We start from the raw sequence: 24,723 nt of genomic DNA, 5'->3' as shown, positions 1-24,723 counted from the left end.
AGAAGCAGGGTGTAAGCCCTGCTTCTATTGAACATGGTTATGAAAGGGTGAGCTAAATTGAGTAAAGCAAAATATATCACTGTTGTATTGGTATTGTCTCTTTGCCTTATGGGGGCTGGATATGCCGCTTGGAGTGAAACGGTAACAATAAATAATACAGCTGAAACCGGTAATTTGACGGTTGAGTTTGTTCAGACAGCCATTTGGCCATATATTGCGGATTTTCAGCAAATGAGTACTATGCCTTATAATGTACCAAGTCCGATTGTTAATTCAGAAATTATTCATGGCGCAAAGGTTACAACAGTGAACATTGATCATATGTTCCCCGGTTCCTGGACCGTATTTGAGGCAAGGATTGAAAACCTGGGAACCATCCCAGCCAAAGGAGATAATATTGAAGTTATTTTTTCACCTGGTTCCAGCCAATATCTTAAGGAACAGATGATAGTCATGGGGGAGATACAGCATTTTACACCTGACAGTTCTGTGCCGGGCGGATTCAAATTAGTTAATTCATCCGGATTTCTCTATGCACAGTTAAAAGACTTAGGGCTATGTTTAAATAACGCAATCTCAGGTTGGGAAGTAAAACCAGGTGATATAATTACCTTCGATGTCAGTGATGAGACAAGAAGCAAAATTGCGGAAAAGATACCTGGTTATGATGAAACCTTACAGAACAGCCTCTATTTCTGGCTGCCAAGTACTGCAGACAATAACACAGAGAATCAGTCAGTCAAATTTACCATCCATTTGAATTTTAAACAATTTAATAATTAAATTAATATAAGATTTTATTGAACAAAGCAGTGGGTTTTATTCCCCTGCTTTGTTCAATCCAGATTTTGTTTGATAAAGGATGAGTTAATATGGTTAAGGTTCAATTGATTACAGTTTCGTTATTGCTTATCTTTTCTTTAATTGGGACCGGCTATGCTGCATGGACTGAAACTGCAACTATGATTAATGTTGCTCAAACCGGTGAAATGCGGGTTGAATTTGTTCAGGAACAGACTGTTGGGAATAACTACCAGTTGCACAACATATATCCAAATATTGATGGGAACGATACAAATAATAATACGTCAGATGATGCCTTCATTATTGCATTTAACCACGGACCAACACTGACAACTTTTAGTATGTGTAACATATACCCTGGTACAACAATCTGGTATGAGGCTAAAATCAAAAATCTTGGCACCATTCCTGCAGTGCTTGACAATATAAATGTGGATTTCTATGAAGGGTCAAGCGAAATATTAAAAGACGTGATTAAGGTTAGGGGACAGATGCAGCATTGGAGGAAAGACAGAAAACTGGCAACCTATTCCTTGCCTCTTTCAAGTAATACCGTTTATGGAGATAAATTTCTTATCCTTGGGATTACCAATGATGATGGTACTGGCTCCAGGACCGGTAACGGTAATGCTAATGGAAATAACCTGGTAACATTGCGTGAACTGGAAGATTATGTTAATGCATTGATACATAATAACAAGCGGACTCTTGAGCCAGGTGATTATTTCACCTTTGACATTGATGAAGAGTATAAAGAAGCCCTTTTAAATGAACCTGACCTGAACGGACTATTCTTTAATGAAGAATCACCAAACTGTTTGTGGTTTACATTACCAAGGGATGCCGGTAATGATACCAAGAATCAGAGAGCAGAATTTGATATTCATTTTAACTTTAAACAGTTTAATCAGTAAAAGCTAATAATACCAACAAATCGACAGAAAAAGTTCGTTAACAGGAAATCCAATTAATGGTATAATATATCAAGGATTTTTAAAATATTAATGTGAGGATTACGGATGAAATTAAAGCTGAATAAGTATTTGAAAATGGGCTTGATTTGTATAATTACCATTGTGGCTGTAATTATTATTTTTTTTCTTGTTCGGGAAGTGAGACACCCTAATGTTGTGGAAAAGAAGGCGGTCCTGTACAGTTACAGTCAGAAAGTTGAGATTAATTACAGGGTATTCTTTGAGCCCAACATTTTATACAATGATGATAGTTTGGGTGAAGGTAATATATATATATCTGAATTCGCCAACCATGTCAACACATATTTTAATTATGAATTCAGAGGAGATGCGGCAGCTGAAATAAAAGGCAGCTACGAAGTGCTGGCCATGATGGAAGGATATTTCAGTGATGATAAAAAGAAAACAACTGTCTGGGAAAAGGAATTTACTATTTTGCCAAAGACTGACTTTGCGACTGCCGGCAACAAGATATCCATTGCAAAGAACATCCCGATAAATTTAAGGCAGTACAATGACTTTGCCAATAATGTTATCAAAGATTCAAAGATTAATTCTCAAGTTAAGCTATCGGTTTTTATGAAGATTAATCTTGAAGCAGCTACAGAAAATGGACCCGTAAAGGAAACATTGTCTCCAGGTGTTATAATTCCTCTTAATACAAAGTATTTTGAAATACAGAAAAGCCAAACCGGAGAAAAGCTGGGTGAAATTAAAGGGACCCAAAAGTTGCAGATCCCTGTTGACCGGACAACAGTCATTGTTTACAGCATATCTCTGGTTGTTTTATTACTGGTGCTGCTTTATCTAACTTTTTTCACAATAACTGTAGAAAAATCTCCGTTGATAAAAACCCTTGACAGGATATTTAAGAACCACGCCAGCCGTTTAGTCGCTGTAAACGGCGAAATCACAGATGCACCTTGGAGTTTGGTTAAGGTTAAATCCATTGATGACCTGGTACGGGTTGCCGATGAAATCGGAAAACCAATTATCTATAGATATAGCTCCAATGCGGCGGATATTAACCGGTTTTATGTTTTTGATGATTTGATAACATTTGTTTTTGATTTGACGGCAGAATAATATGGGAGAAGCGTAAGGCTGGCTGGTTGATGATATCCCGGTCCGGTTTTTTGCCGGAAATTATATGTAAAATATGCCGGATGCAGGAATTTGCCCTATTTGTGCAAAATAAGATATTAGATAAAATACAATCAGAATAAAACTGTTTAAAAACAAAAATTGCATGGAGGACAAATATGCACATTAATCCTAATATTTTTCGTGAATATGATATCCGGGGTATTGCTGAAACACAACTTACTCCGCCGGTTGTATATAAAATAGGACAGGCCTATGGTTCTTTTGTGCTGGGTAAGGGGGTTACAAAGGTATTGATTGGCGGTGATGTCCGCTTGTCAACACCGGTTATCCGGGAAGAACTTATCAAGGGCCTTACATCTGTGGGCTTGCATATTATTGATATAGGAACTGTGACTTCTCCTATGTTTTATTTTGGGTTGCACCACTTGGATTTAGATGGAGGGATTATGATTACCGGCAGTCACAATCCTGGGGACTATAATGGAATGAAAATGGCATATGGCAAGTCTACGATTTATGGTGCAGATATTCAGCAGATAAAGAAAATTATTGAAGCAGATAAAATTACTGAATCAGAAGGTAAAGGTACGGTTGCTGCAGCGGATATTTCAGAAGCTTACTTGAATATGCTGTATTCAAAAATCAGACTTGGTCCACGCAGGCTGAAGGTAGTAGCTGATGCCGGAAACGGAGCTGCCAGTCTGTATATTGAAAAATTTCTGGAATCGCTTGGTTGTGAAGTAATCCCACTTTTCTGTGAGCCTGACGGAAGTTTTCCCAATCACCATCCAGACCCGGTAAAACGAGAAAACCTTACATACCTTGTTGATGAAATAAAAAAACATCAGGCAGAGGTGGGGGTGGCCTATGATGGTGATGCCGATCGGTTAGGTGTTGTAGACGATACCGGGGAGGTTATCTGGGGTGATAAATTGATGGCACTCTATTGGAGGGAGATTCTTGCCACGAATCCTGGGCAGCAGGCTATTATAGAGGTTAAATGTTCTCAGGCCTTAGTGGACGAAATAGAGAGGCTGGGCGGCAGACCTTATTTTTATAAGACAGGCCATTCGCTGATTAAGGCAAAAATGAAAGAGCTTGATGCATTGTTTACCGGGGAGATGTCGGGACATATGTTTTTTGCTGATGAGTACTACGGCTTTGATGATGCTTTTTATGCCACGGGAAGACTTTTGCGTACTTTATCCCATTCTGAAAAAAATTTGTCTGGTCTGCTCTCTGACCTGCCACAATATTATAGCACTGCTGAGACCAGAATTGATTGCCCCGATGAAGTGAAGTTCAGTATCATAGAGAAAATAAAGGATCAGGTCCTTATGGAGTATGATGCTATCACTGTTGATGGGGTCAGGGTAATTTATCCTGATGGCTGGGGACTGGTAAGAGCATCTAATACACAACCGGTTCTTGTAGCCAGGTGTGAGGCCAAAACGCCGGAAAGTTTATCTTTTATAACAGGTGATTTAAAGGAGCGGATTCTGCGGGCAGGGCTTCAAGATTTTAAATGGGAATATTAAAGTAATAATTTTTGGGGGGGACATCTTTGAACAAGATTCGTAAAGCTATCATACCGGCAGCGGGACTGGGAACCCGGTTTCTGCCGGCAACTAAAGCTCAGCCCAAGGAAATGCTGCCAATTGTTGATAAGCCCACAATTCAGTATATTGTTGAGGAAGCAGTGAACTCAGGAATTGAAGATATTCTGATAATTACGGGACGAAGCAAGCGGGCAATAGAGGACCACTTTGACCATGCCCTGGAAGTCGAGCTTCTTTTGGAACAAAAGGGGAATACCAGGCTGCTTAATATGGTCCAGGATATTTCTGAAATGGTGGATATACATTATGTTCGTCAGAAGACTCCACGCGGTTTGGGGCACGCGGTTTATTGCGCTCGGAAGTTTATCGGTAATGAACCGTTTGCTGTTCTTTTGGGAGATGATGTAATTGTCAATGAAAAGCCTTGCCTGAAGCAGTTGATTGATGTATATGAAGAGAAGGGGAGCAGTGTCCTTGGGGTACAAAGGGTAGCCAGAGAAGAGGTAAATAAATACGGCATTGTTGATCCGGAAGGAGATGACAGCTTACAGACAGTAAAAGTCCACAGCCTGGTGGAAAAGCCTTCTGTTGAGAATGCGCCGTCCAATATTGCTGTTCTTGGCCGGTACATAATAGAACCTGAGATTTTTGAAATCCTGGTAAATACTGTTCCTGGAGCAGGTGGTGAGATTCAGCTTACTGATGCTCTCAAGGTTTTGGCACTTCAAAAGCCTATGTATGCACATGTTTTTGAAGGCAGGCGCTATGATGTGGGCGACAAAATGGGCTTTTTGAAAGCGACTGTTGAGTTTGCTTTAGCCCGTCCTGACCTGGGAGGGCCGTTTGGGGCATATTTGAAGGACCTTATGGACAATAATGATTTTATGAAGGAGATTGCTGCTGGGAAAGGAAAGTGAGCAGCCGTATTTCTGCAAAATATGACAAAAAGTCGAAAAAAGTGATAAAAATTCTTTGAAATGTCTTGCATCATCTATAATCTGGGTGTATAATGATAATGAAAAAAGAGATAATTCATTCTGATAAAGGCAAACTCATCGAGAGGTGGGGACGCAAAGCCACGGGTCTGGATAATTCCAGATAGCCGGGTTACCGGGAAGTTTTATTAAGCCATTGTTGATTTTATGGCCTGTTTCCGGGACCCGGAAACAGGCCATATTTATTATTAACAAAAGTGAATACAAACCTAAATCATATTGGGAAACGAAGAGTATTTCCGGATAAGGAAATACAGTCTCTCCCGATAAAGGCAAACCCATCGAGAGGTGGGGACGCAAAGCCACGGGTCTGGATAATTCCAGATAGCCGGGTTACCGAAGGAGGTTTTGACCATGAAAGATATCAGGCTGCTTAAAAGGATTCTGATTATTTTAATTGCTTCTTTTCTTCTTACCATATTTGCTCCGGATGCATTTGCCGGGGAGGCAGATATCAGGTGGTTTTCACCTTATACTGAAGGCAATTCGGTAACTCTTACCGGTGATAGTTTTAATACCTGGTTCACTTTCCAGGGGACTGTAACCGAAAAATATACAGGAATAATAGTAAGGGCTGTTTTTGGGAAGGACCAGGTATATTACTATTATCCGGCAGTTGACAACACAGTTTTGGGAACTGTATACATGAGGTTTGGTTATGGTACCTACCGGGTAGACTTCAATCTGGTAAAACCAAGCAGTCCCGGTGTAATTGATTATGATTCTCTAGCCAGGGTGTGGATAGAAAATACCGGCAACAGTGATTTAAGGTATTTGCTCCCTTCATGGGGGATTGAAAGCAATAATCCGCTAATAACCCAAAAAGCGCAGCAGATTGTAGGACAGGCCTGGGACGACTTTAGCAAGACCAAGGCTATTTTCCAGTGGGTCAGCCAAAATATGGTTTATGATATGGATAAATTTCGCCGTGGTGAATTTTATGACAATGACGGAGCTGTAAAGGCTTTACAGACCCAAAAGGGCTTGTGCCGGGACTATGCAAACTTGGTTACCGCAATGTGCCGGGCTGAAGGGCTTGAAGCCCGGACCGTTATCGGCGAGGCTGGAATCGGTACGGCCAAGTATGGACATGCCTGGAACGAGGTTCGGATTGGGGACAGGTGGGTCAGTATGGATGCTGTTTGGAAGGTATTTGACCAAGATGCTGAGATTTTTGGAAACACTCATAAAAAAATCCAGGAGGTATATTAACTAATTACACCTCTTTTTTTCCCTAAAGGCCGCACTTAGTGCGGCCTTATCCCCTTTCAGCGTGCCCAAATAAGCACGCATTATCTAGCCGGTGAAGTCCGGTCGGAGTAAGTGCCAAGGCGGTCCGTAGCTAGGATACTTGCGTAGAGAGAAATCTGTGCGTAAAAGCGTATCGACGAAAGTACCTGCCAGAGACAGGGCGAGCAAGTTACCAGACCGTAACATAAAGTGAATCCTGCCGCGTCGTCAAAAAGGCCTGAAATCTTTCGGCCTTTCACTCTACCTCAATTGCTCGTTCTACTAATAACTAAAATTATTACTATTAACTTCTCTGATTCTAATATATCGCGAATCAGATTTTTAAATACTGATAAAATATAACAATATTTAGTAATACATAACAATCTGTAGTAAAATATAACAATCTGTAGTAAAATATAACAATTTACTTGAAATATATGTTATAAAAGCATATAATTATAATTAATAAATAATATCAGTATATTTGCTGAGACCAAGTAAATATCATTACCATTACCATTATTCAGAAAAGGCAAACCTATCGAGAGGTAGGGGCGCAAAGCCACGGGTCTGGGATCTTACCCTGATAGCCGAGTTACCGGAGAATAGCAGTGCGGTATATTTTGGACAGCAGTTTTGAGCCTGTTCCCGTTAACCATGGGGACAGGCTTGTATTTTTTTAGGCATTTCTTTCTTCTTTTGTTTTCATATCCACATAAATTACAGGTCTTTTTCAAAAAGGTCCGCATATAATGACCATGTATTTATTTTGGGAAGGAGAGGCTAAAATGAGTGTTAGCGTGCCTGAATACGGGTTCCCGGCATGTTATTGCGAGAATTCTGTTATGCTGCTTGTTAGAGATCCGCACTGTATTTTTGCTTATTGGGAGATTTCCAGCGTACAGATGGACTTGATAGCAGGGGAATTTGGACGACCATGGGGAGAAATACCACTTAAGCTTATAATTTACGACTTGACCGGGATTGGTCAGGACCGGGATAAAGCCCACGATAGTTTTAATATCACTGTACATTCATTGGCGAATAATTATTATATCAACGATGTCAAGCCAAACCATTCTTATTGTGCTGACCTGGGTGTTGTTTCTCCTGATGGCATATTTGTTTGTCTGCTGAGGTCTGATGTTGTCCAGACACCTCGGGACAGCTTAGCTGACGGTTCAGGAATTGTTATGGCAGACCTTTTGGAACGATTATCCGGTAAACCAGCAGAATTGACGGCAGACCAGCTAACCTTTAGCAGTGACAGTGTATATGCCAATTACAACACGCTTGAAAGGGAGGAGGATTAAGGTGTTGAAAGGTTATCTTGCCCTTGTTCTACACGCACACCTGCCGTATATACGGCATCCTGAAAAAGAGAATTTCCTTGAAGAAAAGTGGTTCTTTGAGGCCCTTACCGAAACATATATACCTTTAATCGGCATTTTTGACAATTTGCTGAAGGATGGCGTGGATTTTAGGGTTACTGTATCCTTATCCCCGCCATTAATTTCGATGATGGCAGATGATTTACTGCGGAAGCGTTATTTGATGCATCTCAATAAACTTATTGAACTGGCTTACAGGGAGACCGAACGGACTGCTGGAACAGAATTTGCGAGTACGGCTTGGATGTATTTGGAGAGGTTTGATAAAATCAGGGATATCTTTGTCAACAGATATGGTACTAACCTGCTTCAGGCCTTCCGAAAATACCGGGAAAAGGGCTGTGTTGAACTTATTACAAGCTGTGCCACCCACGGTTTTCTTCCTTTGATGAAGAAAAAAGAGAGCATAAGGGCACAGGTTGCTGTGGCTGCGGACCTGTTTACCAGACAATTCGGGACTTCGCCCAGAGGTATTTGGCTGCCTGAATGTGCTTATACACCTGGGATAGATGAAATTCTCAAGAACTATGGAATACAGTTTTTTTTCACAGATACCCATGGTATTATGTATGCAACTCCGTGTCCGGTACAAGGAATATATGCACCGCTTTATACGCCTGCAGGAGTAGCCGCCTTTGGGCGTGACCCTGAAACATCCAGACAGGTTTGGGATATGCACCAAGGTTATCCGGGGGATTATTGGTACCGCGAGTTTTACAGGGATATAGGTTATGACCTGGGTATAGACTATATTGGTCCATATGTGGGTGAAAATAACCTGCGCATAGATACAGGAATCAAGTACTATCGCATTACCGGGAAGACGGACCATAAAGAGGTTTATAACCGGGCAGTGGCGTTGGAAAGGGCGGCAGAGCATGCCGGTAACTTTGTTTTTAACAGAGAACAACAAGTGGAACATCTGGCATCACGGATGGATCGGCTGCCACTTGTTGTTTCAACATATGATGCTGAACTGTTCGGTCATTGGTGGTATGAGGGGCCGGAATGGATAAATTTTATGCTGAGGAAGCTGCATTATGACCAGGATACAGTGAAAACAATTACCCCTTGGGAATATCTGAATCTTTGTCCTACAAATCAGGTGGCTTCACTTCCGATGTCAAGCTGGGGACACAAGGGGTACAACGAAGTCTGGCTTTCACCCCCCAATGACTGGATTTATAAGCACCTGCATAAAGCTGAGACCCGTATGTCTGAGACGGCCCAGGCTAATCCAGCTGCAGAAGGGCTCAGAAAAAGGGCCTTGAATCAGATGGCCAGGGAACTGCTCCTAGCCCAGAGCTCAGACTGGGCCTTCATAATGAAAATGAAGACAGCAGTGGGTTATGCGGAAAAGAGAACTAAGGACCATATTGCCAGGTTTAGCCGTCTATATTGGGCTGTTAACAATAATGACCTTCATGAAGATGAAATTTCTCTTCTTGAGAAAGTAGATAATATCTTTCCGGATATTGATTACAGGGTCTATCAACCTGACAAACCAATAGTAGTATCGTTCAGCCGGCGTGACCTGGGAACTGTCCTTAAGAGTAATAAAGTTCTTATGTTATCCTGGGAATTCCCGCCAAAGACAGTTGGCGGTTTGGCCAGACACGTTCATGACCTCTCCAAAGCACTGGTTGCCCAAGGGCAGGATATACATGTGATTACTTGTTATCAGCCAGGTTCCCCTAATTACGAGATGGTTAATGGAGTGCATGTATATAGGGTTGAGCCCGGGCAATGCGATACCGGGGATTTTCTCAAGTGGGTTGATTCCCTAAATATTGCAATGGCAGAGCGGGCCCAACAGTTAATCAGGGAATACAGCTTTGACCTTATTCATGCTCATGACTGGTTAGTTTTCAGTGCGGCGAAGGACCTGAAAGAGAGATACCGGCTTCCCCTGGTTTCTACAATCCATGCTACTGAATATGGGCGGAACCGGGGCATACATAATGACATACAGAGGTACATAAATCAAATAGAGTGGGAGCTTACCTATGAATCTTGGGAGGTTATTTGCTGCAGCAGCTATATGGCCCAGGAACTTTCCCAGGTATTTCAGCTTCCGGCTGAAAAGATCAGGGTAATAGCCAATGGGGTTGAAATCAAGAACATTCAGCCTAAGGCCGTTGATCTGGGTTTTCGCAAGAAGTATGCGGCTCCTTATGAAAAAATGGTTTATTTTATAGGTCGGCTGGTACCTGAAAAAGGGGTACAGGTATTAATTAACGCTGTTCCCACAATATTGCGGAAGTTTCCTGATACTAAATTTGTTATTTCCGGCAGCGGGCCTTACCAGGATTACCTGGAAGATTTGACCGAAAGGCTGGGGGTAAAGGAAAAGGTTTATTTCACCGGCTTTGCCAATGATGAAACCCGCAATCTATTGTTTGCCGGGTCTGATATTGCAGTTTTCCCCAGTCTATATGAACCTTTTGGAATAGTTGCCCTTGAGGCAATGGCTACAAGGGTTCCGGTAATTGTCAGCGATACTGGTGGAATGGCTAAACTTATTGAACATGGGGTTGATGGTTTAAAGGTTTTGCCTGGCGATGCAGCAGGCCTTGCGGAAGCTATTAGCAGTCTCCTGGATGACCCCGGTTTGGCACATCGATTAAGCCAGGCGGCTTGGGATAAAGTCAATTCTGCTTACAACTGGGGTGTTATAGCCGGTGAAACGATAAGTGTCTACAATAAAATCATATCTGAGGCAAAAAAGGTGGGTTATGCTGTCAGCTAGTTATCGGGAAAATTTAATAGGGGGGTTGTTGGATGAAGGCCGTTATAATGGCGGGTGGCAAAGGGTCAAGGCTTAGGCCTTTAACGTGTAACAAGCCTAAGCCAATGGTGCCTGTTTTAAATAAGCCCGTGATGGAATATGCTATAGAACTTCTGAAAAAACACCTTATCACCGATATTGCTGTGACTTTACAGTACTTGCCTGAGGTAATTAAGAACCACTTCGGGGACGGCTCTGATTTTGGAGTTAACCTGAGGTATTTTGAGGAAACAATTCCACTGGGTACAGCCGGAAGTGTGAAGAATGCCGAAGAATTTCTTGATGAGACTTTTCTTGTAATCAGTGGTGATGGAATTACAGATTATGACCTTACTGAAGTCGTTGAATTTCACCGGAAACAGGGCGGTATTGCCACTCTGGTAATGGCCAGGGTCAATAACCCTCTTGAATACGGAGTGATTATGTGTGATAATACCGGACGGATTACGCGTTTTCTGGAAAAGCCCTGCTGGGGTGAAGTTTTCAGTGATACTGTGAATACCGGAATATATGTTATTGAGCCTAAGATATTCAAATTTTTTGAGAAGGACTTGTTTTTTGATTTCAGTAAGGACCTTTTTCCGCTGTTGTTGTCCCGGGGCATAGCAATGTTTGGCTATGTGGCACAGGGATACTGGTCTGATATAGGGAACCTGGAACAATACCGACAGACCCAATATGACTTGATGGATGGCTTGCTCCATGCAGCGATTTCCGGTAAAGAGGTGGCTGAAGGTATCTGGACCGGGCAGGGTACTATACTGGAACCTGGTATTAAATTAACCGGCAGGCCGGTTTACATAGGGGATAACTGCAAAATAGAAGAGGGTGCTGAAATTGGGAGTTATACGATATTGGGCAATAACCTTATCATAAAAGCCGGAGCATCCCTGAAACGCACTGTGGTTTGGGATCGCAGTTTCATAGATAATGGTGTTGAACTGCGAGGGGTGACAATATCCAACAATAACCGGATAATGGCAGGGACAGCCATGTTTGAAGGGGTTGTTAGCGGGGATAACAATTACTATGGTAAAAGGGTGATTGTAAAACCCCGGGTTAAAATATGGCCTGAAAAGGTAGTTGAGGATTGTACTATTTTGACTGAGTCCCTTATATGGAGTAAAAACCGCCGCATGAGTCTTTTTCTAACTCAAGGGGTTGTCGGACAGGTAAATGTGGAACTATTCCCTGAAATGGTTGTCCGGCTGGCTGTTGCCCAAGGTTCAACTATACCACAGGGGTCTTATGTTGTTGCCAGTAGTGATAACAACCGGCTTTCAGAACTTATTAAGGAGGTATTTAAGCCAGGTTTGCAATCTGTGGGTATCAATCTGTATGATATAGGTGTGGCTACTACTCCTGTCAGCCGCTATGCAGTCAAGAGCCTTAGCGCTAAAGCCGGTGTTCACATCAGGATGCCGGGTCCACACGAAAGCGACAGGATTATCATAGAGTTCCTCGATGAAAATGGCATTAACATCAGCAAGGAAGCTGAACGAAAAATCGAGAATACGTATATCCATGAGGATTTCAGGAGGGTGAAGGCCAGTGGTTTTGGAGAAGTAAAATATATGTTACACATGGCTGAAGCTTACGGGAAAGGACTGTTGCGCAATATTGACAGGGATAAGGTCAAACGGTGCCGGGCCCGGCTGTTGGTGGCTTATGACTATAATAACCTTGGCTGTTTTCTGCCAGCGCTATTTAATCAAATTGGGTGTCATGTGCTTACTGTTAATGCTTCGGAGAACTCCCCTGAGGACATAGCGGCCCAGGTTACGAAGGGTCATCTGGATATAGGGGTCCTGTTCAACTGCAATGGTGATGAAATTACCCTTTTTTTACCTTCAGGGGAGATTATAAGTGACGATAGAATGATGATTCTTTGGGCATATATTTGTATGGCCCGGTGCGGAGAAGAAAAAATCGGGGTACCGGTTACGGCATCGTCTGCAATCGAAATCCTGGCTTCAGAAATGGGAAAACAGATTATCAGGACAAAAGCACATCCGCGGGCAATCATGGAAATATCCAGAGAAAGTCTGTTTCAGCCCTTTTATGATGGGATACTTATTTTTCTAAGGCTTCTGGAATACTTGATAGAAAAAGATGTTGATTTAGCATGTCTATTACAGCAGCTGCCGGGGACATTTATGCACAAAAAAGATGTTGAATGTCCATGGTTTCAAAAAGGCACGGTTATGAGAAAGCTTTTGGAAGAAGTTGGAAACAGAAAAGTCGAATTGATTGATGGGATTAAAATATTTACTGAAGAAGGGTGGATACTGGTTCTCCCTGACTGCGAACAACCTGTTTTCCGGGTTTTAAGCGAAGCATCCACAATGGAGGCTGCCCAAAGACTTACGGATTACTATACCGATATAATAGAAAAGTATATGTCGGTATAGGCGTGTTTGCCGTAAAAACTTCCAGGTTATCCGGTAAGGTGTAACTGATACAGCCCCAGTTTGATATATTCGGATATGACTAGACCGGCCATATGCAGTTGGTCTGTTCCGAATGCGTTGTAAAATTCGCTGTCAGGGACAGGGGCGGAAATGACTGTTACACCTTTATCTGTAAACATGGTTTTGGCCCGCCTGGAATGGTATGGTGAAGTAACCAAAACTACTGATTGCAGTTTTTTTTCAAGAAGGATTTTCTTTACAAACAGGGTATTCTGCCAGGTAGTTTCCGAACTGCCTTCGATGATGACCTCTCTTTCAGAGAATCCGTTACTTAGAGCCATGTCAGCCATTTCTTCGGCTTCAGAGGGGTTACCCCATAGGTTCCCTCCGGAAAAGATCAGGTATTTTCCGTATCCCTGTTGAAAAAGGTTTATACCATAGTGGTAGCGCTCCAGAGTGCTGCTTCCCAGTTTTCCTTTGGTTTCCCACCCTCCGCCCAAAACCACGATAGCATCAGCCTGGTGCAGCGGGTCACTTATTATCAGCGGGCCGGCCAAGAACTGTACAAAGGGAGTAAAGAAAAATGCCAGGGCCAATACGATGGCGCTAAGACCGCCTATTTTAAGTCTTATCAACTTATTCACCCCCAGAGGATATCTTAGGTAAATAGATATTTTCTACATGTCCTGAGGAACTCCTGCTATAATGCAATTTCCCTTCACCGTTTAAATAGGATTCAAATAAATAAAATTCGTGAATAAATCACACAATAACGCTGAGGTGAAATAATTGTGGAATTTGGCTGTCCGCTCTGTAATGGATTAATGGCTTTTTCGCAGCCTTGTTCTTTTTGCGGCTGTGGTATGGAAGATTCCGGCATGCTTGAGGATTATTACGGACCGTACAGTCATTATGGGAATATTGAGCTTTATAATCCGGATGATGCTCTGGAAAATACCGGTATCAATGTTTGTGTTCATTTATTTGTTTGTCCGGAATGCGGTTTTGATAAACGGGTAAGTTTTCCCGAAGTCAGGTTATAGTCGGTTTATGGTATTGTACTTTTACTATCTGCCGTTTTATAATAAGAAAAGGAGTTGTGAAACTTGACGAAAAAGGTGAGGTAATTGGATTATCTGTTGTTTGTTATTCCTGTAGTGGTTATATTGTTTGAGTATATGGCTGTAAATATGGCATTGGCTTATGCAAGGTTTGCCATGGCAATTGATCGGCCGGTTGTGGAACTATTGTTTGGAATTCTTAAAATTGGTGACAACCTGGCGTATGATGCTGTGCCTGATACGGTGCTGGTCCTTAATCTCTTAGCCCTGCTGTTGAGTTTAATGTACCTGGCTTACTTTTTTCTTTATATCCTGCCGCGAAAACAAAGTGAAATTTGTATTTCCCCTCAGGAGGATTAGTCTTTCGGGGGGAGTTTGTTTTGCTATGATAAGTCGGCTAAGGAGCTGTTTGACGTTTTAGCTGCAAGAGAATGGGAGGATAAACATGGAAGGGAAAAAGCTGCTGCTAAAAGGGCGTGTGATAACACCTAAGGGAATTTCACCGCAAAATTTTGTTTTGAAGACGGAGGGCCATAGTATTAGTTATATTGGGGAATCAGAAGTATTTTTGCCTGGTGGTAGTCATGACATATATAACTTTGAATCCTGTTATATATGTCCGGGTTTTATTGATATACATGTACATGGTTCCGCGGGAGCCGACATCGTGGATGGCACGCCGGAATCAGTGAGAACGGTGGCTGGATGGTTAGTCAGGGGAGGAACAACCGGGTTTCTGGCAACAACCATTTCAACACCAAAGGAAATAATGATAAGTGCTGTTAGAAGTGCTGCATCCTTAACAAATGTAAACATTAAGGCAGCAAAAGTTCTCGGTGTACACCTGGAAGGACCGTTTTTGAATAAGGAAAAGAAAGGGGCACAAAAAGGAGAATATCTCCGGCCCCCTTCTGTTAATGAACTAAAGGAATATATTGAAGCAGGCAGGGGGGCTGTCAGAATGATAACTATCGCTCCGGAACTACCTGGTGCTATAGAAGTTATCAGATATGCTCAATCTCAGGGGTTGATTGTTTCCCTTGGTCATTCTCGAGCTTCCATTACCCAGGTTGAAGAGGCATGTGATGCGGGGCTGACTCATGTTTCCCATGCATTTAACGCAATGGCTGGACTACACCACCGTGACCCCGGGACAATTGGGGCCATTCTGAGTAACAAACGGCTGACAGTTGATGTGATTGCAGATGGATACCATGTCAACCCCGCCATTGTAAAGATATTGGCCAGTGCCAAGGGAATAAATAACGTGATTGCTATAACTGACTGTAACACCTGTGGGGGACTGGGTGACGGGGTATATATAATGGGCGGACAAACGGTTACTGTAAGGGAAGGGAAGACATACCTGGATGACGGTACAATAGCCGGAAGTACAATTAGTATGGTGGATGTAGTAAAGGTGCTGGTTGAGCAGGTTGGACTGGACCTATGGGAGGCGATGCAGTTGGTTTCTGCCAACCCGGCCCGTTTCCTGGGGCTTGATTTAAAAGGAGCATTGCTAACCGGAAATGATGCCGATATTGTTGTTTTGGATCATGAATTCAGGGTATTAATGACAATTGTAGAGGGAGAAGTCGTTTTCAGACAGTAATTTGGCATAGCTCGCCATCGGAATTTTTGCTGTAGGGCTGTGTTTTATTGGTTAACTTTAAGCAGGTTACTGAACAGGAACACAAAGAAGGTTGCTGTCGATGTTATCACACAGAACAGAACGGCACAGGATGCTGCATCTTTGGCAATTTTTACCTTGGGATGGTATCTCCCCTGTACCTGTAGGTCGAGGGTTACTTCAATGGCCGTATTAAGGACTTCGGTTACCAGGGTCATCATTACAGTGAAAAACACAAACATGGTCTGAAAAACGCTGAAGCCCAGCAGGGTACATATTATTAGGGCCAGTAACGCAATACCAAGCAGGAGGCGGGTATTTTTTTCCTTCTTTAGAAGGTAACCTAGTCCATCAAGGGCATAACTTCCAGCTCTCAGCAGTCGCTTAATTTCATTCATTGAAAATCCTCCTAATTCTGATGGTGATAATTATAATTATAATAAACGGTACATATTATTAAACGGCACATATTATTAATTGGAAATTTGAAGATTAGTATATTTCTAATATTGATTCTAGTATTTTTGAGTAAATCCCTTTATTCTCAATCTATTGATTTCTTATCTTTTTACGTATAACATAAGAATAACAAAAACAGGAGGATTTAAGATGAACTTTAAACCGGAAGGTCTGGCGACAGGAATAGGGAGTGTTCCTCATACTGACCCTGACGAGGCAGTGAAATTTATTATGTCTTATTTCCCTGAGGCTCCTAACTGGCCACAGATTCCTGCCAGAGGAAAACAAGAGGGGTTTATTAACCAGTTTACGAGGCCATTGATTGAACTGGGAATTGTTGTTGAAAAGAACGAAAAACAGTATTTTGACACCCAACAAGCACAGTGGGGGGAAAAGCTGGCCCGGTTTTATGAATTATACCTGGCGGCAATGGATGGAGACTCTCAAGCCCTGGAATTTTTTAAATTTCCTGAATCAGCAGCTTCCGGATATTATGCTTTTACCAGGTATCTTGAGGAAAACGGGACCGGAAGTGCCAGGTATCTCAAAGGACAGATAAGCGGCCCGCTTACCCTTGGTTTGGCTATGACTGATCAGGACAGGCGTGCCATATACTATAATCCTCAGGCCAGGGATGTCTTGATTAAGACACTGGCACTGCAAGGGTTAAATCAGGTAAAAGTTTTGGCCCGGTTCGGCCTGCCGGTACTGTTGTTTGTAGATGACCCCGGATTATATGCTTTAGGGCAGTCAATGTATATAACCTTAAAGCGAGAAGAAATTATTGCCGAATTGAATAGTATTTATGAGGCTGTCCAAACTGTTGGGGCTTTGGCAGGGACCCATTCCTGTTCAGGGATGGACTGGTCGCTGCTCTTTGAATCAAAGGTTGATATTATAAGCTTTGATGCCTTTGAATATTTTTCTACTATTGCCAGCTATATGGATGAAATGAAAGGATTTATGGCCAGGGGTGGTTCTCTGGCGTGGGGAATTGTCCCGACATCTGCAGAAAGCGTTTTTGAACTAACAGTGGATTCCCTGAAGAGCCTTTGGGAGGAACGGGTCCATTACCTGGTGGAGAAGGGTATTGACAGGCAGCTCATATTTGACCAGGCTATCATTACTCCAGCTTGTGGTACGGGCACGGTAAGTATTGATACGGCTATACGTATTCATGAACTTACCGGGGCCCTGTCTGGAATAATTAGCTCCAAGGTTGCTGCGTTATTGAAATAAACAATAAAATATACAAATAGCAACAAGGGCATCACGAAAGGGGGAATGGTTGTGAAAAACCGCAGCTTACGTATTATATGCTGCTTGGCAATAATCATTGTGGGTTTTATGCTGTGGACAGATATGGGATCGGCTGACACATCGGTGACCGAAATTGTATTTATTCCAGTTAAAGGGCAGATAGAGCCAGGGTTGGCCGGTTTTGTGGAACGGAGTATCACCAGGGCTGAAAGTAGCGGCGCCGCGAAAATTATCCTGGAAATTGATACTCCCGGAGGGCTAATTGAGTCAGCACAGTCAATTAAAAAAGCAGCATTCTCTGCAAAGATACCCATTGCAGCATTTGTAACGGGTCAGGCCAAGTCGGCAGGAGTATTGATATCACTGTCAGGGGATAAGATATATATGATGCCGGGGTCCAGTATTGGCGCTGCTGAGCCCATTCCGAACACCCCTAAAATACTGGGGTCATGGATTTCCGACCTGGAATCAGCTGCTTCTGCGCATGGGCGCAATACCATAATTGTTCGTGGTATGGCTGACCGGGAATTAGAAGTTAAAGATATTAAGAAAGCCGGTGAAATTCTTTCCCTTTCGGCTGATAAAGCGGTTGAACTGGGAGTTGCCGATAGGGTGGTCAGGAACAGAAATGCCCTGATAGCAGAACTGGAAGAAGAGGATGGGCTTAATTATAACCCTGTTGAATATAAACCGGGGTTTGGGGAAACTCTGGCATGGTGGACGGTTAATCCCTTTATCAGTCCCATCCTGTTGATGGTTGGATTTGCCGGTTTGATTACAGAAGTATTTGTCCCTGGTTTTGGAGTACCGGGAATTGTTGGTCTTATTTCCCTGGGTGTTTACTTCGCAGGCCATATGATGGCAGGAGTAACAGGGTGGCTAGCGGTTTTCGTGTTTGTTATAGGGGTAATCGCTGTATTACTGGAGATTTTTGTCATTCCAGGGTTTGGGGCAGCCGGTCTTCTGGGACTGGGAATGGTTATATGGAGTGTATTCCTTGCTTCAACAAGTCCGCAGCAGGCAGTGATTTCCCTTACTGCTGCTCTTGTTGGAAGTATAGTTATGTTATATATTTTTATTAAAGTCCTTGGTCGCCGCGGGATGTGGGATAAGCTGATTCTAGGGATGAAGCTTGATACCGCCACAGGTTACATTACCCCTAAAAGGGGAATGGAAAAATACCAGGGTATGGAGGGAACGGCTGTTACTCCACTAAGGCCTGCGGGAACAGCTGAGTTTGCCGGTGACCGGGTGGATGTGGTTAGTGAGGGTGGCTTTATCCCGGCAGGGACTCCTGTTAGGGTAGTCCTGGTTGAGGGTAGCCGGGTGGTAGTAAAAGAGGCTTAAATAAAATTTAAAGGAGGCAAAAAAATGGACCTTGCAGTACTAATACCCCTGTTTTTGTTTGCTGTTGGGATTATAGTTGTATCTATCATTCTGAGTTTTATACCTGTGGGCCTGTGGATTTCAGCACTGGCGGCAGGGGTTAAAATCGGAATAATTACGCTTATTGGAATGCGCTTAAGAAGGGTTCCGCCTGCCAGGATTGTCAATCCTTTGATTAAGGCTGACAAGGCGGGATTGGCGGTTACTGCTAACCAGTTGGAAGCCCATTACCTTGCCGGCGGAAATGTCGACAGGGTCATTGACGCCTTGATCGCAGCAGAAAGGGCGAATATTCCTCTTGCCTTTGAACGGGCAGCGGCTATTGACTTGGCCGGAAGGAATGTCCTGGAAGCCGTACAGATGAGTGTTAATCCCAAGGTTATTGAAACACCGCTGATTTCTGCGGTAGCAAAGGATGGAATTGAAGTTAAGGCTATTGCAAGAGTTACCGTCCGGGCCAATATTGACCGGCTGGTTGGCGGTGCCGGGGAGGAGACTATTATTGCCCGTGTTGGTGAGGGAGTGGTCACTACGGTTGGGTCAGCAGACCACCATAAGGCTGTTCTGGAAAATCCGGATATGATTTCCCGAACCGTCCTAGGTAAAGGGCTTGATGCAGGGACTGCATTTGAGATACTTTCTATAGATATTGCCGATGTTGATGTTGGCAGGAATATTGGCGCACAGCTCCAAACTGACCAGGCTGAAGCGGATAAACGGATTGCCCAGGCCAAGGCAGAAGAACGCCGGGCAATGGCTGTGGCCAGAGAACAGGAAATGAAGGCCGCTGTTCAGGAAATGAGGGCTAAAGTCGTAGAGGCGGAAGCTCAAGTCCCTGAAGCGATGGCTGATGCCCTAAAAAATGGCAGGATGGGTGTTATGGATTACTACAATATGCAGAATATTTTAGCCGATACCCAGATGAGGGATTCTATTAGCAAAACCGGCCCCAAGGCAGATGGTTCCGGAGGAGAACGCGGACAAAGAAAAGATCGTTAACCGCGGATTCTGAATTGGGAGGGTTTTACATTGGAAATATTTTGGTTAATTGTATTTATCGGATATATTTTTTTCAGGTTCCTGGGGAAAAAACTGCCTGAGATGATGGAGGAGTTTCCCGGTGAATGGCAGTTCCCAGGCAATAACCGGCAGGGTACTAGCGAAAAGGAGACAGGATGGGCCGGCCCTGCCGCTGATAAAATACCGGTGACACCTAGGAGAGCCAGGCCCAAAGAAGCTGCAAATGCCGGAAATAGCAGTCAGGAATCTGATTATACGGGCAGGGAAGGTGTGCTAAGGGAAACAAAACAGCACCGGGAGGGTGTATTGCCGGTAGCAGATTATCCAGAGGCCGGGCCCGGTGAAATAGATTGTCAGGATGTTGTCAACGGGTTTATTATGAGTGAGCTTCTTCAACCACCGTTGGCACGGAGAAAAAAGAGGTAGAATAAACTTTCCGCCACCTCATATATATTACCGGAGGTGGTTTTTGTGAAGAGGTCTCTGGTTATTTTAGTTAAAAGAAGACTAATTTGGACGGTAATTGTATTTGTTGGGGTGATGTGCCCGCTTTTAGCGGTCAGTTATTACATCCCGACCGCGGATGTTGCGGGGGATGCGGCCAATATGCTGATTTACAGTTCAGATTCAGAGGGGTTTAGTTTTAGTTATCCCCGGAATTGGGTTCTTAGAACTGAAAGGGATTATTCGAGTGAGGCAATAATTGAAAATGTTACTTTTGAAAGTCCGGACAAAAAAGCTTATGGCCTCATGCAGGTAATGAAAATGTCAGGAACTGTCCCGGAATATGTACTTAAATATCAAAAGAAAATGGTTCCAGGTTATGATTCGCTGAGCTTCAGACAAGAAATGAAGGGCGATAAACAGTATTTTATACTCGGGTACAGCCGGGGCAGCGGAGCAGCACGGCTGGATGCAGAAGAATACTTCTTTCAAAATGGAGAAAAGGTATACAGGTTTAGCTTCTTTTATCCGGAAGCTCAGCAAAAGCAGTATGCCGGGCTTGTTCATACAATGTTGGAAAGCCTGACGCTTTAAAGTTAATATCGCACAGATAAGGGACGAGTTATTATAGATGCTGGGAGGAAGATTTGATGCCCATCGATTATCATATCCATACCAAAATGTGTGGTCATGCTTCCGGTGAAATGGATGAATTTGTTGTGGTCGGTAAGCAAAAGGGACTTAAGGAAATAGGGTTTGCCGACCATATTCCAATGTATTTTCTGCCTGCAGAAGAGAGGGACAATTCCATTGCCATGAAGGAAGAGGAACTGGACACTTATGCCGGACGGGTACGGGAAATGCAGGAAAAGTATTATCCTTTTCCTATCAAGTTTGGTATTGAAGCGGATTTTATACCAGGTAAGGAAAAAGAGTTGCTAGCAGTTTTGAAAAGGCATGATTTTGATTATGTGTTGGGCTCGATACACTTTCTCGACGGCTGGGGTTTTGATAATCCCAGGCACAGACAGGGATATGATAAGTGGGACATATATGAGCTGTATCATTATTATTTTACCACCGTGCAAAAAGCGGCGGCCAGCGGCATTTTCGATAGCATGGCTCATCCTGACCTAATCAAGAAATTTGGGATTCGGCCTGACCGGGACGTTACCGGAATTTATGAGGATACAGTGCGGGAAATAGCTGCTTCCGGGGTCTGTGTGGAAATAAATACCGCCGGATTAAGAGTGCCTGCGGGAGAAATTTATCCTGATACTGTTTTTGTAAAACTTTGCCATAAATATAAAGTGCCTGTTACTTTAGGTTCCGATGCCCATCAGCCGCAATATGTGGGGGTGGGCTTCAAGGAGGCTGTTGCCGTATTAAAAAGTGCCGGTTATACAAAAGTCGTTACTTTTACGGGCAGAAACAAAAATTACTATTACATCTAATTGTATTCATGATGCTAAATGGTGTTTAATATGGTATACTATTTAATGGGTTTTGTTGTTGTTAATCGGTAGCTTAACTGGAATTTAATGAAAGGATGATAGTTTGTGGATTTGATTTCTCACGGCTTGATGGGTACAATGATGGCCGGTCTCGGGCTTAATCACAAGTTCGGTCTTGCAGGCACAGTGACAATGATTGTTGCTAATATTGCCCCAGACCTGGATGTTGTGGCAGGTTTGAAAGGACCAAAAACATTTTACAAATATCACCGTGAAATAACTCATTCCTTGCTTGGTGCAGTTGTACTTTGGGCACTGATTTCAGGAGGGATTTACTTTTTTACCCCGCTGGGTAGTTTGTCGGCGATTTTAGTCATGGTTGGTGCCGGATTGGCGGGACATTTGCTGATGGACTCGTTTACACCCTGGGGACTGCCGCTTTTTTACCCGTTTTCATCAAAAAAGTATAGTTTTGACCTAATTTGGTTCTTTGATCCGGTTATAATTATATCTATGTTTGGCAGTGTATATCTGGTTTACCATTTTCCAGGCAAAGAAATGATGTTTTCCGGCATGGGTTTTGGAATGATTGCAGCTTATCTGATACTGAGGGCTATTCAAAAACGTAAGGCCCGCCGGATGGCTGCAGGCGAAGTGGGTCCTAGATTTAGGGATGCCGAGGTATATGTTTTGCCTTCTGCTATTAGTCCATTTATGTGGGATGTTTTTTATAAAGCAAGGAGCCAGTACCTCTATATAAGTGTTGATACCAGGAAAGAGGAAATCTTGATTGTCAAGGAGTTTGTTTCCGCTTCATATCACAGGTGTATCAGACAATCGTGTGATTCGGAACTGGTGGATGTTTTCTTAAAAAGGGCGCGGTTTCCCTTTTATAATTTTAACCGGGTAGATGGTGGATACAGGGTGGAATGGTATGATGCTCAGTTGCTTAACCTGGGCGGAGTACATGGCGTCACAGTTTATTTAAGCGAGGGCGGCACGGTTACCGCTGAAAAGCTGCAGGTTAAAAAACCGGTACGGCGTCGCAGAAGTAGAATTGAAGCTTTTCTTCAGAAGGAAGCATCATAGAGGAACTGAATGGGGCAGCCTTAAAATATTGCAATAATGTTAAGGAGTGGCAGATACATTCCTGCACGACGGCAACGATTCAGCTTGTTACCGGCTCCTGCAGTATGCAGTCGCTGACAAGCTGACATCAGACTCGTCGTTCCGGAAAATATCAGCCACTCTTAATATTTAGCCCGAATTTTTAAGTAGCTGCCCCATTCAGTCATACAGACCGCTTATGAGGTCCTTTTAGAAGAAATAATAAAAAGAAGAAAAGTAATTGCAAAGCTGATTAGGAAGATAAATTAAAAAATCTGTGTGATAAAATTTACTACATGCTCCGACAAATTAAGTCTATTGCAAAAAAACATGATAAAAGTTATCATATAAGTACAAATGATAACTTTTATAAAGGATGATAACATTTATGATGTCATTTAGGGATGGTAAACTATCAAAACTTAATGTGCCTATGGGAATTGTCCGTTTGATTGGGGAAATTAATCAGTATAAAGGTAAGCAGGAAATGTACAGGCAGCAGTCACCCCAAGTACTGGATGCTCTAAAGCAGGTTGCGGTGATACAGAGCACCGAATCGTCTAATGCCATTGAGGGGATAACAATCCAGGCAAAACGTTTAAAGCAGCTCATGGAAGACAAAACTAGCCCACGGAATCGTTCTGAAGGGGAAATTGCCGGTTATCGAGATGTTTTGGCAACTATTCATGCTTCTTATAATAATATTTCAATAACACCGGGGGTAGTAAGACAGCTCCACCGTGACTTGTATAAATTCACATCAGCCCAAGGCGGCACTTGGAAGCCCACTGATAATGCTATCGGAGAAATAAAATCAGACGGTTCGCAATTTGTCAGGTTTAACCCGGTACCCGCATATCTAACACCTGGCGCAATGGAAGAATTATGTGAATCCTATAAAAGGGAATTTGACGCACAGCAGATTGACCCCTTAATTTTAACTGGTGTTTTTGTGCTTGATTTTCTCTGTATCCACCCGTTCTTTGATGGAAACGGTCGTATGGCACGGCTGCTAACCTTGCTGTTGTTATATAAATTTGATTATGAGGTAGGCAGGTACATTAGTCTTGAAAAGCTGATCGAAAAAACTAAAGAATCCTATTATGATACTTTATATGTCTCTTCCCAAAGCTGGCATGAAGGAAAACATATTCTGTTTCCATGGCTGGAATATTTCCTTAGTATTATCCTGGCCGCTTACTGTGAGTTCGGGGAAAGGGTAGGTGAAGTTGCATCTTATAAGGGGAGTAAAAGCCAGAGGATTAAAGAGGCAATTAATCATTTTATCGGTGATTTCACTATTGCAGATATCGAGAGGGTTTGTCCAGATATAAGCAGGCCTACAATTTACCGGGCTCTAAAAGAACTAAAAGAAGAAGGGCTTATAAAAGTAATTGAAGTTGGCCGAAATGCCAGGTGGAGTATTCAGAAAGGAGCATCATAGAGGAACTGAATGGGGCAGTCTTAAAATATTGCAATAATGTTAAGGAGCGGCAGATACATTCCTGCACGACGGCAACGATTCAGCTTGTTACCGGCTCCTGCAGTTTGCAGTCGCCGACAAGCTGACATCAGACTCGTCGTTCCGGAAAATATCAGCCACTCTTAATATTTAGCCCGAATTATTAAGTAGCTGCCCC

General features: G+C 43.0%; 23 protein-coding genes and 3 riboswitches. Of the genes, 21 read left to right on the top strand and 2 right to left on the bottom strand.

Annotated features, from left to right (window positions below; translation table 11 throughout):
• Positions 1–57 precede the first annotated feature (57 nt).
• The 9 genes from ABFY19_RS10485 (at position 58) to ABFY19_RS10445 (ending at position 13,262) form a co-directional block, all read left to right on the top strand.
• Positions 58–783 (top strand): hypothetical protein, encoded by a 726-nt coding sequence (locus tag ABFY19_RS10485; RefSeq protein ID WP_418790602.1) that lies wholly within the window; start codon positions 58–60, stop codon positions 781–783.
• 89 nt (positions 784–872) lie between these two features.
• Positions 873–1,718, top strand: a complete 846-nt coding sequence (locus ABFY19_RS10480; protein ID WP_418790601.1) for a hypothetical protein — start codon at positions 873–875, stop codon at positions 1,716–1,718.
• A gap of 105 nt (positions 1,719–1,823) precedes the next feature.
• Positions 1,824–2,864 carry a DUF5305 family protein gene (locus ABFY19_RS10475; protein ID WP_418790600.1) on the top strand — a complete coding sequence of 347 codons (1,041 nt, stop codon included), beginning with the start codon at positions 1,824–1,826 and terminating at the stop codon, positions 2,862–2,864.
• Positions 2,865–3,040: 176 nt separating this feature from the next.
• On the top strand, positions 3,041–4,423 hold the full coding sequence (locus ABFY19_RS10470; protein WP_418790599.1) for a phosphomannomutase/phosphoglucomutase: 1,383 nt from the start codon (positions 3,041–3,043) through the stop codon (positions 4,421–4,423).
• Positions 4,424–4,449: 26 nt separating this feature from the next.
• Positions 4,450–5,361 (top strand): UTP--glucose-1-phosphate uridylyltransferase GalU, encoded by a 912-nt coding sequence (gene galU / locus ABFY19_RS10465; protein ID WP_418790598.1) that lies wholly within the window; start codon positions 4,450–4,452, stop codon positions 5,359–5,361.
• A gap of 118 nt (positions 5,362–5,479) precedes the next feature.
• A riboswitch (cyclic di-GMP riboswitch) is annotated at positions 5,480–5,559 on the top strand.
• Between the two features lie 141 nt (positions 5,560–5,700).
• A riboswitch (cyclic di-GMP riboswitch) is annotated at positions 5,701–5,780 on the top strand.
• A 13-nt stretch (positions 5,781–5,793) separates the two neighbouring features.
• Positions 5,794–6,651 (top strand): transglutaminase-like domain-containing protein, encoded by an 858-nt coding sequence (locus ABFY19_RS10460; RefSeq protein ID WP_418790597.1) that lies wholly within the window; start codon positions 5,794–5,796, stop codon positions 6,649–6,651.
• Positions 6,652–7,193: 542 nt separating this feature from the next.
• A riboswitch (cyclic di-GMP riboswitch) is annotated at positions 7,194–7,275 on the top strand.
• A 185-nt stretch (positions 7,276–7,460) separates the two neighbouring features.
• The gene (locus ABFY19_RS10455) at positions 7,461–7,985 is read left to right on the top strand and encodes a DUF4912 domain-containing protein (protein WP_418790596.1); all 525 of its coding nucleotides are present in this window, start codon (positions 7,461–7,463) and stop codon (positions 7,983–7,985) included.
• A gap of 1 nt (position 7,986) precedes the next feature.
• Positions 7,987–10,812 (top strand): 1,4-alpha-glucan branching protein domain-containing protein, encoded by a 2,826-nt coding sequence (locus ABFY19_RS10450; protein WP_418790595.1) that lies wholly within the window; start codon positions 7,987–7,989, stop codon positions 10,810–10,812.
• Between the two features lie 32 nt (positions 10,813–10,844).
• Positions 10,845–13,262, top strand: coding sequence for a sugar phosphate nucleotidyltransferase (locus ABFY19_RS10445; protein WP_418790594.1), 2,418 nt, complete (start codon positions 10,845–10,847; stop codon positions 13,260–13,262).
• Positions 13,263–13,288: 26 nt separating this feature from the next.
• On the opposite strand, the gene ABFY19_RS10440 is transcribed toward ABFY19_RS10445, so the two are convergent.
• The gene (locus ABFY19_RS10440; protein ID WP_418790593.1) at positions 13,289–13,897 is read right to left on the bottom strand and encodes a YdcF family protein; all 609 of its coding nucleotides are present in this window, start codon (positions 13,895–13,897) and stop codon (positions 13,289–13,291) included.
• A gap of 156 nt (positions 13,898–14,053) precedes the next feature.
• On the opposite strand from ABFY19_RS10440, the gene ABFY19_RS10435 reads away from it, so the two are divergent.
• The 3 genes from ABFY19_RS10435 (at position 14,054) to nagA (ending at position 15,935) form a co-directional block, all read left to right on the top strand.
• The gene (locus ABFY19_RS10435; protein WP_418790592.1) at positions 14,054–14,305 is read left to right on the top strand and encodes a hypothetical protein; all 252 of its coding nucleotides are present in this window, start codon (positions 14,054–14,056) and stop codon (positions 14,303–14,305) included.
• 84 nt (positions 14,306–14,389) lie between these two features.
• The gene (locus ABFY19_RS10430; RefSeq protein WP_418790591.1) at positions 14,390–14,683 is read left to right on the top strand and encodes a hypothetical protein; all 294 of its coding nucleotides are present in this window, start codon (positions 14,390–14,392) and stop codon (positions 14,681–14,683) included.
• 85 nt (positions 14,684–14,768) lie between these two features.
• Entirely contained in the window at positions 14,769–15,935 is a 1,167-nt protein-coding gene (gene nagA, locus ABFY19_RS10425; RefSeq protein ID WP_418790590.1) for an N-acetylglucosamine-6-phosphate deacetylase, read from the top strand.
• A gap of 44 nt (positions 15,936–15,979) precedes the next feature.
• On the opposite strand, the gene ABFY19_RS10420 is transcribed toward nagA, so the two are convergent.
• A complete protein-coding gene (locus ABFY19_RS10420) occupies positions 15,980–16,351 on the bottom strand; it encodes a diacylglycerol kinase (RefSeq protein WP_418790589.1) in 372 nt (123 codons plus the stop codon).
• Positions 16,352–16,562: 211 nt separating this feature from the next.
• On the opposite strand from ABFY19_RS10420, the gene ABFY19_RS10415 reads away from it, so the two are divergent.
• From ABFY19_RS10415 to ABFY19_RS10375, 9 genes are all read left to right on the top strand, one after another.
• Positions 16,563–17,651 carry a hypothetical protein gene (locus ABFY19_RS10415; protein WP_418790588.1) on the top strand — a complete coding sequence of 363 codons (1,089 nt, stop codon included), beginning with the start codon at positions 16,563–16,565 and terminating at the stop codon, positions 17,649–17,651.
• Positions 17,652–17,702: 51 nt separating this feature from the next.
• Positions 17,703–19,019 (top strand): NfeD family protein, encoded by a 1,317-nt coding sequence (locus ABFY19_RS10410; protein WP_418790587.1) that lies wholly within the window; start codon positions 17,703–17,705, stop codon positions 19,017–19,019.
• A 24-nt stretch (positions 19,020–19,043) separates the two neighbouring features.
• A complete protein-coding gene (gene floA, locus ABFY19_RS10405; protein WP_418790586.1) occupies positions 19,044–20,057 on the top strand; it encodes a flotillin-like protein FloA in 1,014 nt (337 codons plus the stop codon).
• 30 nt (positions 20,058–20,087) lie between these two features.
• Positions 20,088–20,504, top strand: a complete 417-nt coding sequence (locus ABFY19_RS10400) for a hypothetical protein (RefSeq protein ID WP_418790585.1) — start codon at positions 20,088–20,090, stop codon at positions 20,502–20,504.
• A 45-nt stretch (positions 20,505–20,549) separates the two neighbouring features.
• Positions 20,550–21,116, top strand: a complete 567-nt coding sequence (locus ABFY19_RS10395) for a PsbP-related protein (RefSeq protein ID WP_418790584.1) — start codon at positions 20,550–20,552, stop codon at positions 21,114–21,116.
• A gap of 56 nt (positions 21,117–21,172) precedes the next feature.
• On the top strand, positions 21,173–21,976 hold the full coding sequence (locus tag ABFY19_RS10390; protein ID WP_418790583.1) for a histidinol-phosphatase HisJ family protein: 804 nt from the start codon (positions 21,173–21,175) through the stop codon (positions 21,974–21,976).
• Positions 21,977–22,081: 105 nt separating this feature from the next.
• Positions 22,082–23,065 (top strand): metal-dependent hydrolase, encoded by a 984-nt coding sequence (locus tag ABFY19_RS10385; RefSeq protein ID WP_418790582.1) that lies wholly within the window; start codon positions 22,082–22,084, stop codon positions 23,063–23,065.
• A 46-nt stretch (positions 23,066–23,111) separates the two neighbouring features.
• Entirely contained in the window at positions 23,112–23,237 is a 126-nt protein-coding gene (locus tag ABFY19_RS10380; RefSeq protein ID WP_418790581.1) for a hypothetical protein, read from the top strand.
• A 234-nt stretch (positions 23,238–23,471) separates the two neighbouring features.
• Positions 23,472–24,527 (top strand): Fic family protein, encoded by a 1,056-nt coding sequence (locus ABFY19_RS10375; protein ID WP_418790580.1) that lies wholly within the window; start codon positions 23,472–23,474, stop codon positions 24,525–24,527.
• The last annotated feature ends 196 nt before the right edge of the window (positions 24,528–24,723 follow it).

This window comes from Phosphitispora sp. TUW77, assembly GCF_048453025.1.
Lineage (GTDB): Bacteria > Bacillota > Thermincolia > Thermincolales > UBA2595 > Phosphitispora.
The sequence above is the reverse complement of the archived record's forward strand: the minus strand, read 5'-3'. Positions and strand labels throughout refer to the sequence as shown.

Coding starts and splice junctions, on each gene's coding strand:
- ABFY19_RS10480 (WP_418790601.1), top strand. CDS start 873: ATGGTTAAGGTTCAATTGATTACAGTTTCGTTATTGCTTATCTTTTCT.
- ABFY19_RS10475 (WP_418790600.1), top strand. CDS start 1,824: ATGAAATTAAAGCTGAATAAGTATTTGAAAATGGGCTTGATTTGTATA.
- ABFY19_RS10470 (WP_418790599.1), top strand. CDS start 3,041: ATGCACATTAATCCTAATATTTTTCGTGAATATGATATCCGGGGTATT.
- ABFY19_RS10460 (WP_418790597.1), top strand. CDS start 5,794: ATGAAAGATATCAGGCTGCTTAAAAGGATTCTGATTATTTTAATTGCT.
- ABFY19_RS10455 (WP_418790596.1), top strand. CDS start 7,461: ATGAGTGTTAGCGTGCCTGAATACGGGTTCCCGGCATGTTATTGCGAG.
- ABFY19_RS10445 (WP_418790594.1), top strand. CDS start 10,845: ATGAAGGCCGTTATAATGGCGGGTGGCAAAGGGTCAAGGCTTAGGCCT.
- nagA (WP_418790590.1), top strand. CDS start 14,769: ATGGAAGGGAAAAAGCTGCTGCTAAAAGGGCGTGTGATAACACCTAAG.
- ABFY19_RS10420 (WP_418790589.1), bottom strand. CDS start 16,351: ATGAATGAAATTAAGCGACTGCTGAGAGCTGGAAGTTATGCCCTTGAT.
- ABFY19_RS10415 (WP_418790588.1), top strand. CDS start 16,563: ATGAACTTTAAACCGGAAGGTCTGGCGACAGGAATAGGGAGTGTTCCT.
- floA (WP_418790586.1), top strand. CDS start 19,044: ATGGACCTTGCAGTACTAATACCCCTGTTTTTGTTTGCTGTTGGGATT.
- ABFY19_RS10390 (WP_418790583.1), top strand. CDS start 21,173: ATGCCCATCGATTATCATATCCATACCAAAATGTGTGGTCATGCTTCC.
- ABFY19_RS10375 (WP_418790580.1), top strand. CDS start 23,472: ATGATGTCATTTAGGGATGGTAAACTATCAAAACTTAATGTGCCTATG.